Raw genomic sequence first — 12623 nt, forward strand, 5'->3', positions numbered from 1 at the left:
CAAGAAGGAGCCACCATGGCCACCTATCTCTATCGGATCGGCAGATTCGCCTACCGGCGAAAAGGCACGGTCCTCTCCATCTGGCTGGCCATCCTGGTTCTGATGGGTGTCGGTGCCGCGACGCTGTCGGGTCCGACGAAGGACTCGTTCTCCATCCCGGGCACCCCGGCGCAGCAGGCGCAGGACCTGATGTCCGAGCGCTTCGGTGACCAGGGCAGCGGGATGGACTCGCTCTCGGCCCGCTACGTGTTCGCGGCCCCGGACGGTCAGACCCTCGATACCCCGGCGAACCAGGCCGCGATGGACGAGGTGCTCGCGAAGGTCCGCGGCATTGACAAGGTCAGCGCGGCCGCCAAGGCCGACCCGACCGCGGGGACGCCAGGGGCCCTGGTCAACCCGGTGACCGCCGACGCCGGTCTCGCGCAGATGGCCAAGGCCGGCGCCGCGGACCAGGGCATCCCCGAGGACGTCGCGGTCTCGAACGCCCAGGCACTGTCGCCGCTCAGTGAGAATCGCACCGTCGGCTACGTCGAGGTCCCGTTCGACGGCGAGTACAGCGACATGGACCAGGCGACGCGCGACCAGATCAAGGAGGCCGCCGACATCGGTCGGGGTGCCGGCCTCGACGTCCAGGTCAGCGGCTCCGCCGCGATGGAGGCCGAGATGCCCGGCGGCATCACCGAGCTGATCGGTATCGCCGTCGCCGCCATCGTCCTCGTCATCACGTTCGGCTCGCTGGTGGCCGCGGGCCTGCCGCTGATCACCGCGATCATCGGCATCATGATCGGCAGCCTCGGCATCACCGTCGCGACCGGTTTCATGGACCTCAGCTCGATGACCCCGACGCTCGCGGTCATGATCGGCCTGGCCGTCGCGATCGACTACTCGCTGTTCATCGTCTCGCGCTTCAAACACGAACTCGAGCTCACCGACGACCGCTCCGAGGCCGCGGGCCGCGCGGTCGGCACCGCCGGTTCGGCCGTCGTGTTCGCGGGCCTGACGGTCATCATCGCGCTCGTCGCGCTGCGCGTCGTCGGCATCCCCTTCCTGTCCGACATGGGCGCCGCGGCCGCATCGACGGTGTTCATCGCGGTCCTCATCGCACTGACCCTGCTGCCGGCGATCCTCGGCCTGTTCGGGCGCAAGGCGTTCGCCGGCCGCGTCCCCGGTCTGGATCAGCGAGACGCCGAGGGCGACGACGGCAAGAAGACGTTCTCGAAGCGCTACAGCCGTGCGGTGGTCCGCCGACCGGCGATCGGTGTGATCATCGGCGTCGTATTGCTGGGTGTGCTCGCGATTCCCGCGGCGAAGCTCGAACTGGCGCTGCCCAACGAGGGCAGCGGTGACCCGGCGACCAGCGCCCGCCAGGCCTACGACCTGGTGAACGAGGGCTTCGGGCCCGGCAAGAACGGACCCCTGCTGGTCGTCGTGGATGCGCAGGACGCGACCGTCCCGGCGGGTGAGGCGTTCGGTGACGTCGTCGCGAAGATCTCCGAGCAGCCCGACGTGCTCAATGCGCAGGTTGTCGGCGCCAACGAGGCGGGCGATACCGCGCAGATCCTGGTGACCCCGCGCAGCGGCCCGAGTGATCCGTCGACGATGGACCTGGTCGCCGACATCCGCGCGGCCGAGTCCGACCTGCACGACTCGATCGGCATCAACTACGGCGTCACCGGCCAGACGGCACTCGAGGGTGACATCTCCGAGCGTCTGCTGGACGCGCTGGTGCCGTACCTCGCGGTGGTCGTCGGACTCGCGTTCGTGCTGCTGATGCTGGTGTTCCGTTCGATTCTGGTGCCGCTGACCGCGACCCTGGGTTTCCTGCTCAGCGTCGCCGCCACGTTCGGTGCCACCGTCGCGGTGTTCCAGGAGGGCTGGGGCGGACTGGCCGCCAACCCGCAGCCCATCGTCAGCTTCATGCCGATCTTCCTGATCGGTGTGGTGTTCGGCCTCGCGATGGACTACCAGGTGTTCCTGGTGACGCGCATGCGCGAGGAGTACGTGCACGGCGCGTCCGCGAAGGACGCGGTCGCGATCGGGTTCAACCACGGTGCCCGCGTCGTGACGGCGGCGGCGATCATCATGATCTCCGTGTTCGCGGCGTTCATCGCGGAACCGAACTCGTTCATCAAGTCGATGGGCTTCGCGCTCGCCGCGGCGGTGTTCTTCGACGCCTTCGTCGTCCGCATGCTCGTCATCCCGTCGGTGATGGCGCTGCTCGGCGACAAGGCGTGGTGGCTGCCGAAGTGGCTCGACAAGATCCTGCCGAACGTCGACATCGAGGGCGAGAAGTTGGCCCGTGCACTCCCGCAGGAGGGACGCGAGCGCGAGGACGTGCCCGTCTCCTGACCACCTCCTGACAGTTTCGTGAACGGGGAGGGATCGGTCCCGGCAGTCCGGCCCGATCCCTCCCTTTTTCACCCTTCGGATTGGTAACCTTCGCCCACCATGCTGATCAGACTTCTCGGCACCTACCTGGGGCCATACAAGCGCGACCTTGCCGGCGTCATACTCCTCCAACTCGTCGCCACCGGCGCTGCGCTGTATCTCCCCAGCGTCAACGCCGACCTGATCGACAACGGTGTGGCCGCCGGCGACACCGGCTACATCATGACCGCGGGCGCGAAGATGCTGCTCGTGACCGTGGTTCAGATCATCTGCTCCATCGGGTCGGTGTACTTCGGTGCCCGTGCCGCGATGGGCTTCGGTCGGGACGTGCGCAGCGCGGTCGTGAGCCGCGCCCGGTCCTTCTCGTCCCGTGAATTCGGGCGGTTCGGTGCGCCGTCGCTCATCACCCGCAGCACCAACGACGTGCAGCAGGTGCAGATGATGGTGGTGCTCGGCGCCACCATCCTCGTGATGGCACCGATCATGTGCATCGGTGGCATCGTGATGGCGATCCGGCAGGACGCCGGACTGTCGTGGATCCTCGCGGTGAGCGTGCCGCTCCTCGCCCTCGTGATGATCGTGATGATCACGAAGATGGTGCCCGCGTTCCGCACCATGCAGACGCGGATCGATGCGGTGAACCGCGTGCTGCGCGAACAGATCACCGGCATCCGCGTGGTCCGCGCGTTCGTGCGGGAGCGGTCCGAGGCGGAGCGGTTCGACGAGGCCAATTCGGCCCTGACGAACACCGCGTTGAAGGTCGGCCGGATGAGCGCGTTGATGATTCCGCTCGTGATGATGATCGCGAACCTCACCAGCGTCGCCGTCATCTGGTTCGGCGGCCACGAGATCGACAACGGCAGCATGGGTGTCGGCTCGTTGACCGCGATGCTCAGCTACATCATGCAGATCCTGATGGCGGTCATGATGGCGTCGATGATCGCGATGCTCGCGCCCCGCGCCGCGGTGTGTGCCGAGCGCATCACCGAGGTGCTCGACACCGAGCCGTCGGTGGTGGCCCCGGTCAACCCCGTCACCGCCATGGACCAGCCCGCGCTCGTCGAACTGCGCGACGCCGAGTTCAAGTACCCGGGCGCCGAGGAGCCGGTGCTGCGCGGCATCAGCTTCACCGCCGAACCCGGCAAGACCACCGCGATCATCGGCGGCACCGGATCCGGCAAGACCACGCTGCTCGGCCTGATCCCGCGTCTGATCGACGTCACCTCCGGCGCCGTCACCGTGTCGGGCACCGACGTGCGCGACCTCGACCCCGAGCTGCTGCGTTTGCAGATCGGCCTCGTGCCGCAGAAGGCATTCCTGTTCTCCGGCACCGTCGCGACCAACCTGCGCTACGGCAAGCCGGACGCCACCGACGAGGAGCTGTGGCGCGCGCTCGAGATCGCGCAGGCCGCCGACTTCGTCCGCGCGATGCCCGAGGGCCTCGACACGCCGATCTCGCAGGGCGGCACCACCGTCTCCGGCGGGCAGCGGCAGCGTCTCGCGATCGCCCGCGCGCTCGTGCGCCGCCCCGCGGTGTACCTGTTCGACGATTCGTTCTCGGCGCTCGACCTGAGCACCGATGCCCGGCTGCGCGCGGCGATGCGGCCCGAAACCGAGGATGCCTGCGTGATCATCGTGGCCCAGCGTGTGTCGACGATCATCGACGCCGACCAGATCATCGTCCTCGAGGAGGGCGCGACGGTCGGCATCGGCACGCACGAGCAACTTCTCGAGACCTGTTCGACGTACGTCGAGATCGTGGAGTCCCAGCGTTCGGTTCAGGAGGCGCTGTGAGCACCGCGACCCAGTCCTCGCCCCCGATGCCCGGCGCACCCGGGGCCCCCGCCGYGAAGGCGGAGAACTTCGGCGCATCCATGAAGCGCCTGCTCGGACGACTGCGCTCGCACCGGACCGCGGTCACGGTCGTCCTGATCCTGGCCGCGGCCAGCGTCGTGCTGTCGGTCATCGGCCCGCGCCTGATGGGCCACGCCACGAACATCATCTTCGACGGTGTGATCGGCCGGCAGCTGCCGGACGGCCTGACCAAGGACCAGGCCGTCGACGGACTCCGCGCCGCCGGCGAGAACCAGTTCGCCGACATGGTCTCGGGCATGGACGTCGTGCCCGGTGCGGGCATCGACTTCACCGCCGTCGGCCAGGTGCTCGCGCTGGTGCTGGCGCTGTACCTCGCGTCGGCGTTCGTGTCGTGGCTCGCCGCGTACCTGCTGAACATCATCGTGCAGGGCGTCGTGCGGGATCTGCGCAACGAGGTGGAGCGGAAGATCAACCGACTTCCGTTGCGCTACTTCGACACCTCCTCGCGAGGTGACCTGCTCAGCCGCGTCACCAACGACATCGACAACGTCTCGCAGAGCCTGCAGCAGACGCTCAGCCAGTTGGTGACCGCCACGCTCAGCGTCATCGGCATCCTGGCGATGATGATCGTCATCTCGCCGCTGCTGGCGCTCATCGCGGTGCTCACCGTGCCGCTGTCCGCGGTCGTCGCGGCCAAGATCGCGAAGCGGTCCAAGCCCCACTTCGGTGCGGTGTGGAAGACCACCGGCGAGCTCAACGGTCAGGTCGAGGAGGCCCTCACCGGCCACGAACTGGTCACCGCCTACGGCCGCGGCCGTGAGGTCCAGGCCCAGTTCCAGGAGAAGAACGAGCATCTGTACCAGTCCGGGTTCAAGGCGCAGTTCATCTCCGGCATGGTGATGCCGGCGATCATGTTCCTCGGCAACCTCAACTACGTCGCGATCGCCGTGATCGGCGGCATGCGGGTCGCGTCGGGCACGATGAGCCTCGGCGACGTGCAGGCGTTCATCCAGTACTCCCGCCAGTTCACGCAGCCGCTCACCCAGATCGGTTCGATGGTGAACCTGCTGCAGTCGGGCATCGCGTCCGCCGAGCGCGTGTTCGCGGTCCTCGACGAGGACGAGGAGTCGGAGGATCCGGATCCCGCGCTCAGCCCGGCGCAGGCCCGAGGCCGCGTGGAGTTCGAGGACGTCCGGTTCGGCTACGACGCGGAGACCCCGCTCATCGAGGGCCTTTCGCTCACCGCGGAGCCGGGACAGATGGTCGCGATCGTCGGGCCGACGGGCGCCGGCAAGACCACGCTGGTGAACCTGATCATGCGGTTCTACGAGCTCGACGGCGGCCGCATCACGCTCGACGGCGTCGACATCTCGCAGATGACCCGCGACGATCTGCGCTCGCGGATCGGCATGGTCCTGCAGGACACGTGGCTGTTCGGCGGGACCATCCGCGACAACATCGCGTACGGTCACCCCAACGCCACCGACGAGCAGGTCCGCGAGGCCGCCCGGATGAGCTACGTGGACCGCTTCGTGCACATGCTGCCCGACGGCTACGACACGGTCATCGACGAAGAGGGCAGCAACGTCAGTGCCGGCGAGAAGCAGCTGATCACGATCGCCCGGGCGTTCATCGCGCAGCCGTCGATCCTGATCCTCGACGAGGCCACCAGCTCGGTCGACACCCGCACCGAACTGCTCGTCCAGCAGGCCACCGCGGTGCTGCGCAGCGACCGGACCAGCTTCGTGATCGCGCACCGGCTGTCCACGATCCGCGACGCCGACCTGATCGTCGTCATGGAGGACGGTCACATCGTCGAGCAGGGCAACCACGACGAACTGCTGGAACGGCGCGGCGCCTACTACATGCTGTACAACAGCCAGTTCGTGGGAGCCGTGGACTGATATGACCATGAAGCCGCTGGACCTCTTCGGGATCGACGCCCTCCTCTCGGAGGAGGAGCGGGACATCCAGGCGACGGTCCGGCGGCTCGTGGACGAACGACTCCGGCCACAGCTGCCGGAGTGGTTCGAGTCCGGCACGCTGCCGCGCGAGATCGCCCGCGATCTCGGCGGGCTCGGGCTGTTCGGCATGCACCTGCAGGGCTACGGCTGCGCCGGCACCAACGCCGTCAGCTACGGGCTCGCGTGCCTCGAGCTCGAGGCCGGCGACAGCGGGCTGCGCAGCTTCGTCTCGGTGCAGGGCTCGCTGTCGATGTTCTCGATCCACCGCTACGGCTCGGAGGAGCAGAAGCAGGAGTGGCTGCCGCGGCTGGCGACCGGTGAGGCGCTCGGCTGCTTCGGGCTCACCGAGCCGGACTTCGGATCCAACCCGGCGGGCATGCGGACCCGAGCCCGCCGCGACGGCGACGACTGGATCCTCGACGGCACCAAGATGTGGATCACCAACGGCAGCCTCGCCGACGTCGCGACGGTATGGGCGCAGACCGACGACGGCGTCCGCGGCTTCCTGGTCCCCACGGACACACCGGGATTCACCGCCAACACCGTGCACGGGAAGCTGTCGATGCGGGCGTCGGTGACGTCGGAGCTGGTGCTCGACGGGGTCCGGCTGCCGGCGTCCGCGCAGCTGCCGGGCGCGCACAGCCTCGGCGCGCCGCTGTCATGCCTCAACGAGGCCCGGTTCGGCATCGTGTTCGGCGCGCTCGGCGCCGCCCGCGACAGCCTCGAGACGGCCATCGAATATGCCGGGAYCCGAGAGGTGTTCGACCGCCCCCTCGCCGGCTACCAGCTCACGCAGGAGAAGCTCGCCGACATGACCCTCGAGCTCGGCAAGGGCATGCTGCTCGCGATCCAGCTGGGCCGGACAAAGGACCGCGGCGACATCACGCCCGACCAGATCAGCGTCGGCAAGCTCAACAACGTGCGCGAGGCCATCGCGATCGCGCGCGAGTGCCGGACCATCCTCGGCGCCAACGGCATCACGCTCGAGTACTCGCCGCTGCGGCACGCCAACAACCTCGAGTCGGTGCTCACCTACGAGGGCACCAGCGAGATGCACCTGCTCTCGATCGGTCGGGCCCTCACCGGGCACGCCGCGTTCCGCTGAGACACCTTAGGCTGGCACCGTAGAGCCGTCACCGACCAGGAGGCCGCACCATGGCTGTCGCAACCGCCGCACACGTCACCCGTGACCAGTTGCTCGACTTCATCCGCTCACGTCATCGCAGCGTTCTCGTCACCCGGAAACAGTCTGGGGGACTGCAGATCTCGCCCGTCACCTCGGGGCTGGACGCCGAGGGACGGATCGTCGTCTCCACGTATCCGCAGCGGGCCAAGGCCGCGAATCTGCGCCGTGATCCGCAGGCGAGTGTGTGCGTGCTGTCCGACGAGTTCAACGGCGCCTACGTGCAGGTCGACGGCACGGCCGAGGTCCTCGACATGCCCGACGCGCTCGAACCGCTCGTCGAGTACTTCCGGTGTATCTCGGGCGAGCACCCCGATTGGGACGAGTACCGCGAAGCGATGCGCGCGCAGAACAAGAGCCTGATCCGCATCACCATCGACAACTGGGGGCCGATCGCCACCGGAGGGTTCCCGCCGAGCCTCGCCCGCGACTGACGCCGCGAGGAGTCTCCGAGACCGGAGGCTCCTCACGACCGTGGGCAGTGGTCGGCCACTGTCCGTCGATGTGGCGGAGGCGGAGGCGGAGGCGGTTTCGGTCAGCGGGCGCCGCGGACCAGGGCGCCGGGCCGGGCTCCGGTGTCCTCGCCGTCGCGCAACACGACCTGACCGGACACGATGGTGGCCCGGTACCCGTCGGCGCGTTGCAGCAGCCGCCGCGCCCCGCCGGGCAGGTCGTGTTCCACGGCCGGCGGCCGCAGTTGCAGCCGCTCGAAGTCGATGACGTTGAGGTCGGCCTTCTTGCCCTCGGCGATGACGCCGCGATCGCCGAGCCCGTAGATGGTCGCCGTGTCCAGCGTCATCTTCTTCACCGCGGTCGCCAACGGAATCTGCGCGCCCCGGGTGCGGTCGCGCGCCCAATGGGTGAGCAGATACGTGGTGTTGGACGCGTCGCAGATGGCGCCCGCGTGCGCGCCGCCGTCCCCGAGCCCGACCGCGGTCGCGGGGTGCACCAGCATCTCCCGGATCGCATCGTGGGTGAACTCGGAGTAGTTGAGCAGCGGCCGGAAGAACAGTGCGCGACCCGAATTCGAGAGCAGCAGGTCGTAGGCGTAGTCGAACGGATCCCGCCCGGCACGCTCGGCCTCCCGCGCGAGGCTGGCCTCGGGTGCCGGCTCGTACTCCGGCGGGTTGCCGAGGTTGAACGTCCGGTCCAGTTGGCTGAGGTACGGCATCTTGTTGGTGGGCGAGTCGGACTCGGCGAGCACGGCCCGTCGGACCGCGGGGTCGCGAAGGGCGGCGACCAGTGCGTCGAGGTCTCCGGCCGAGCGTTCGACGGCGGCGAGGTAGCTGGGCCGGGTCGAGAACGCGTTGAACGTCTGCAACCCGGTCAGCAGACCCAGCGGACGTGCCGGCACTTGCGGGCGCAGCGGAATGCCGGACTCGTAGGCGCCGGCGGCGAGGTCCAGCAACCGCTTCCAGTCGTCAGGTACGGCATCGTGCTGCATCAGACCGAAACACACTGTCCGCCCGGTGAGTTCGGCCAGCCGCAGCATCCAGTCCATTTCTCGATCGGGTGCCGCGAGATCCTCGCCCATGATGCCCGCGGGCGCGAGTTCGAAGACCCCGGTGCCCGCGGCGGCCAACGCCTGCCCGATCGCGAACAGTTCGTCCTCCGCGGCGAAGGTGCCCGGTACCGGCTCGCCGTCGATGGCCTTGTGCGCGATGGTGCGTGAGGTCGAGAAACCCAGCGCCCCGGCCTCGACGCCTTCGCGTACCAACTTGGCCATCAGCGCGATGTCCTCGGGCGAGGCGGGCTCGTTGCGGGCGCCCCGCTCGCCCATGACGTAGGCCCGCACCGACCCGTGCGGTACGTGCGTCCCGACATCGATGGCCAGCGGCAGGCGATCGATCTCGTCGAGATACTGCGGGAACGACTCCCAGCCCCACTTGATGCCCTCCGACAGTGCGGCGCCCGGAATGTCCTCGACGCCCTCCATCAACCCGATCAGCCACTCCCGCTTGGCCTCGGTGACGGGTGCGAATCCCACGCCGCAATTGCCCATCACCGCGGTGGTGACGCCGTGCCAGCAGCTGGGCGTCAGCATCGGATCCCAGGTGACCTGCCCGTCGTAGTGGGTATGAATGTCGACGAATCCCGGTGTCACCACCAAGCCGGTTGCATCGATGACCTCGTCGGCGTCGGCATCGCTGAGGCCGCCGCCGGGCGTGACCGCCGCGATCCGGCCGTCGCGGACACCGATGTCGGCGACATAGGGCTCACCCCCCGGTCCCGTCCACCACTGTTCCGTTCGAGATGACAAGAGAGAAATTCATAGTCAGTCCTCGCTGATCGGGAATCTGCGCGCCATCCGTACCGTGCTGACGTTCCGCAGGTTAACTCGACAGGGTGTCAGCGAGAGGCGTTTTGGCTGTTTGTTCGGGGGTGGCGAGGTTGAGGCTCCGACGGCGCCGGAAACGGCAGGGGGTCCGGCCATCACGTGAGAGAACGTGTTCGTGACCGCCAAGAACGAGAGAAATGCCCGGATACATCGCGCGTCTGTCGAAGAACTCTAACGATCGAGCGGTGCTTCGAGCGCGACGTGGGGTTCCCAGCGATAGCACCACGTGGACAGCGGTTGGCCAGATTCGTCGAGCTCGGGGCCCACCCTGGCATAGACCTCGTTCGCGGAGGTGGTGATTGTTGGTGGCAGGGGGATCGAAACGTCCTTGGAGTCGCCATGTTGCGGTCCGCCGTACAGCCATGCCGTGACGACAGTTCGAGCGGAACGCGACTGACCACTCACAGGCTTGATTGTATTGGGGGCCCTGGGTCTGCCCGGACAAACCCGGAAATGCTCGCCGGATAGACGCCAAGCAGCTCTGTGCGAGCACCGATATCACGGTGCTCGCACAGAGCTGCTGTTCGGGCTTCGGCCCGGCTCAGTCCTCGGACTGCTTCTGCCGGCGCGCGGTCATTTCCTCCACCAGGATGGGAACACCGAGGTTGCAGGAGTGGATGCCCACGATCGTTGCGAGCTTGAGCACCTCGAGAATCTCCTCGGGCGTCACTCCCATATCCAACGCGGCCTGAATATGACGCCGCGTGCCGGGCGCATACATGTGGGTCGCCGACGCATCGACCGCAATGCACAGCAATTGCACCACCTTCGGTGGGATGACGCCGCTCTGGAACGGCTGCATCGCCATCTTCATGTACAGCTCGGTCCACTCGGGGTCCATTTCGTACAGCCCGTCCCAGAGCTCGTTCCAGCCGCCGCCGGCCTTCATACCCTCGACAACGGGGAAGTCGCTGTTCGCTTGAGTCATCGTGTTATCTCCTATTGGCGGGATTTCTGTTGGCCGTGATCGGCGAAGGGGTGGCAGCCGGCCGAATCTTCGAGTAGCGCAGACCGATTGAGCATTGGCGGGCAGCGGTGTTCCCGTGGCCACCCGCACTCGCGCGTGACGAGGCCCGTGCTGGTGGCGTCGTTGACGGCGATTTCGATGATCGCGGTCGTGGGCGATCGTCGGGGGACATCACAGGTGGCTACGGGGTGATGGCGATCACGCTATCGTAGAGCGTCGGACTCGGACTTGACGATGCGGGTCGCCAAACTTGACCAATGGGGAGACTGAGCCCGGATGCTGATGCTCAGAAGTGCCGTTCTGAACGGCTATGTCGAGGTGGCGGAGTCGGTGGGTTTGAACCCCCACCCGCTGATGCGAGTCGCGGGGATCGACCCGGGCGCCTTCGCAGCCACCACCGGGTGGATCTCGGCGCAGTCGGTGGACCACTTGCTCGAGATCTCCGCGGCGCAGTCGGGCCGTGCGGATTTCGGCATCAGGATGTCAGGCAACCGCGGGGTGTCCAACCTCGGTCCGGTGGGGCTCGTCGCCCGGGAGGAGCCCGACGTCCGCAGTGCGTTGGGAATCGTCCTGCGCCACATGAACCTGCACAACGAGGCCATCAGCCTTGGTCTGACCGAGTCGAGAGGCCTGGCCACCTTCCACGCGCAGTCCGCCCCGGGAATCACCCTGGGGCACCAATCCCTCGAACTGGTGGTCGCGTCCGTCTTCCGAATTCTCGCGGATCTACTCCCCGAGGGCTGGCGTCCGGTGGCCACCTATTTCGCGCACGAGGCACCTCCCGATATCGCGATGCACCACCAGGTGTTCGGCCCAACCGTGGTCTTCGGGCATGAGATTGACGGGATCATCATCCCGGCCAGCGATCTCGACACGCCGAACCCACTGTCCAACCCGATGCTGCGACCCTTCGCGCAGGAGTATCTAGGGCTGCTGGCCCCGGCCACCGGGGCCTCGGTTTCGCTCCAGGTCCGCGACCTGATCGCCACGCTCTTGCCCACGGAGAGCTGCTCGGTCTCGCGTATCGCGCACAGCTTGGGCATGGATCGGCGCACGCTGCACCGCCATCTGGCTCATTCGGGCGACTCGTACTCCTCGATTCTCGACTCCGTTCGCAAGGAGCACGCACGACTCGCGATCGAGCACGGAGACCGCTCCCTCACCGAGATCGCTGCGGAGTTGGGGTTCTCGGAGCTGAGTGCCTTCTCGAGGTGGTTCCGGCAGCGATTCGGCGTCAGCCCGCGGGCCTGGGCGAAAACGTCCGCAGCGGACACCTCCTTCTCGCCGCCTGCCGGCTGATGAAACCTTCTGTCCCGCTTAATGCTCCGGCGACGCATTCGGCGCCGGACTGATCTTTTCGCAGTGGGCGAAGCTGTCGGATATCAGCGCGATCGGTGTGGACTTCGCCGAGGGGGAGTCGCGGTGGCGCGCGCCGATTCACAAACGATCCCAATCGGTCAAGAGTTGCGACCCAAACCGTCAAGTTTGAGCCCCGTCTCCGGGCTACTGTGATCGCCATCACCCCGCAGCCGCGTGTGGTGTCGCCCAGATGGCCGATCGGGCGTGACGGCATATCGCGCGGTGGCCCAGTCCGTGTTCTCGGCTGGCGCCTCTCTTCCACGAACGGAGTTCCACAATGCATTTCCACGATGACGCACTGTTCCCGGAGAACCAGGAGAAGCTGGTTATCACTGTCGCGCCGTACGGCCCGGAGTGGGCGGTGGAGGACTTCCCGGAGGATCTGCCGTTGACGATGGACGAGCATGTCCAGCAGGCGGTGGACTGCTACGAGGCCGGCGCGACGGTGCTGCACATCCATGTCCGTGAGGAGGACGGTAAGGGCTCCAAGCGGCTGTCGAAGTTCAACGAGCTCCTCGGTCGCCTGCGTGAGGCGGTGCCGGACATGATCCTGCAGGTCGGTGGTTCGATCTCGTTCGCGCCGGAAGGTGAAGGCGCGGATGCGAAGTG

Annotated in this window: 8 protein-coding genes and 1 pseudogene; 7 read left to right on the forward strand and 2 right to left on the reverse strand. The window is 67.4% G+C overall.

Features of this window, described 5'->3' with window-relative positions; translation table 11 throughout:
- The first annotated feature begins 15 nt into the window (after nt 1–15).
- The 5 genes from AB4Z09_RS23730 to AB4Z09_RS23750 all read left to right on the forward strand — a co-directional run bounded on the left by AB4Z09_RS23730 (nt 16) and on the right by AB4Z09_RS23750 (nt 7784).
- Nucleotides 16–2349: an MMPL family transporter gene (locus AB4Z09_RS23730; protein WP_174907654.1), complete on the forward strand. Its 2334-nt coding sequence runs from the start codon at nt 16–18 to the stop codon at nt 2347–2349.
- Nucleotides 2350–2448: 99 nt separating this feature from the next.
- On the forward strand, nt 2449–4182 hold the full coding sequence (locus AB4Z09_RS23735) for an ABC transporter ATP-binding protein (protein ID WP_174907655.1): 1734 nt from the start codon (nt 2449–2451) through the stop codon (nt 4180–4182).
- A 26-nt stretch (nt 4183–4208) separates the two neighbouring features.
- Complete coding sequence (locus AB4Z09_RS23740) at nt 4209–6107, forward strand: ABC transporter ATP-binding protein (RefSeq protein WP_442240805.1); 1899 nt, start codon at nt 4209–4211, stop codon at nt 6105–6107.
- A gap of 1 nt (nt 6108) precedes the next feature.
- A complete protein-coding gene (locus AB4Z09_RS23745; protein WP_442240801.1) occupies nt 6109–7272 on the forward strand; it encodes an acyl-CoA dehydrogenase family protein in 1164 nt (387 codons plus the stop codon).
- A 50-nt stretch (nt 7273–7322) separates the two neighbouring features.
- On the forward strand, nt 7323–7784 hold the full coding sequence (locus AB4Z09_RS23750) for a PPOX class F420-dependent oxidoreductase (protein WP_114723864.1): 462 nt from the start codon (nt 7323–7325) through the stop codon (nt 7782–7784).
- Between the two features lie 101 nt (nt 7785–7885).
- Here AB4Z09_RS23750 and AB4Z09_RS23755 read toward each other — a convergent pair.
- Together AB4Z09_RS23755 and AB4Z09_RS23760 are read right to left on the reverse strand one after the other, a co-directional pair.
- Nucleotides 7886–9623, reverse strand: a pseudogene (locus AB4Z09_RS23755) (N-acyl-D-amino-acid deacylase family protein).
- A gap of 606 nt (nt 9624–10229) precedes the next feature.
- The gene (locus tag AB4Z09_RS23760) at nt 10230–10616 is read right to left on the reverse strand and encodes a carboxymuconolactone decarboxylase family protein (RefSeq protein ID WP_174907658.1); all 387 of its coding nucleotides are present in this window, start codon (nt 10614–10616) and stop codon (nt 10230–10232) included.
- Nucleotides 10617–10931: 315 nt separating this feature from the next.
- Between AB4Z09_RS23760 and AB4Z09_RS23765 the strand changes: the two genes are divergently transcribed.
- On the forward strand, nt 10932–11954 hold the full coding sequence (locus tag AB4Z09_RS23765) for an AraC family transcriptional regulator (protein WP_174907659.1): 1023 nt from the start codon (nt 10932–10934) through the stop codon (nt 11952–11954).
- Nucleotides 11955–12291: 337 nt separating this feature from the next.
- Nucleotides 12292–12623 (forward strand): 3-keto-5-aminohexanoate cleavage protein (locus tag AB4Z09_RS23770; RefSeq protein ID WP_442239576.1); only part of this gene is annotated, 332 nt, incomplete at its 3' end.

Source organism: Rhodococcus sp. TAF43 (genome assembly GCF_052113525.1).
GTDB lineage: Bacteria > Actinomycetota > Actinomycetes > Mycobacteriales > Mycobacteriaceae > Prescottella.